This window comes from Ruegeria sp. BJ5, assembly GCF_056537865.1.
In genome coordinates, this window is record NZ_JBQFSH010000019.1 from 1 (window position 1) to 1,181 (window position 1,181).

Consider the following 1,181-nt stretch of genomic DNA (forward strand, 5'->3'; position numbering starts at 1 on the left):
GCGCCTTACTCGATGATTTTGGACACGACGCCTGCGCCGACGGTGCGGCCGCCTTCGCGGATGGCGAAGCGCAGACCGTTTTCCATGGCGATCGGGGCGATCAGCTCGACGCCGAACGACACGTTGTCGCCGGGCATGACCATCTCGGTGCCTTCGGCCAGGGTCACGGTGCCGGTCACGTCAGTCGTACGGAAGTAGAACTGCGGACGGTAGTTCGCGAAGAACGGAGTGTGACGGCCGCCTTCTTCCTTGGTCAGGATGTAGGCTTCGGCTTCGAACTTGGTGTGCGGAGTAACCGAGCCCGGCTTACACAGAACCTGGCCACGCTCAACGCCGTCACGGTCAACGCCGCGCAGCAGGGCGCCGATGTTGTCGCCCGCTTCACCGCGGTCCAGCAGCTTGCGGAACATCTCGACACCGGTGCAGGTGGTCTTCTGCGTGTCGCGGATGCCGACGATTTCGATCTCGTCGCCAACGTTGATCACACCACGCTCGACACGACCGGTCACAACGGTACCACGACCCGAGATCGAGAACACGTCTTCGATCGGCATCAGGAACGGCTGGTCAACAGCGCGCTCGGGCGTGTCGATGTACTCGTCAACGGCCGCCATCAGTTCGCGGATCTTGTTCTCGCCGATTTCCGGGTTGTTGCCTTCCATCGCGGCCAGAGCCGAACCTGCGATGATCGGAATGTCGTCGCCGGGGTAGTCGTAGCTGGACAGCAGTTCGCGAACTTCCATCTCAACCAGTTCCAGCAGCTCTTCGTCGTCAACCTGGTCAACCTTGTTCAGGAACACGACCATCTTCGGGATGCCAACCTGGCGGCCCAGCAGGATGTGCTCGCGGGTCTGCGGCATCGGGCCGTCAGCTGCGTTCACAACCAGGATCGCGCCGTCCATCTGAGCGGCACCGGTGATCATGTTCTTCACATAGTCGGCGTGGCCGGGGCAGTCGACGTGCGCATAGTGGCGGTTGTCGGTCTCGTATTCCACGTGGGCGGTCGAGATGGTGATGCCGCGCGCTTTCTCTTCCGGCGCGCCGTCAATCTGGTCATACGCCTTGAAGTCGCCGAAATACTTGGTGATTGCTGCGGTCAGCGTCGTCTTGCCGTGGTCAACGTGGCCAATCGTGCCAATGTTGACGTGCGGTTTTGTACGCTCAAACTTTTCCTTTGCCAT

General features: G+C 61.2%; 1 protein-coding gene. It reads right to left on the bottom strand.

Annotated elements, in window-relative coordinates; all coding sequences use genetic code 11:
* Positions 1-5 precede the first annotated feature (5 nt).
* Positions 6-1,181: elongation factor Tu (gene tuf, locus ACR0NY_RS19105; RefSeq protein WP_170343064.1), on the bottom strand; the 1,176-nt coding region annotated here is incomplete at its 5' end.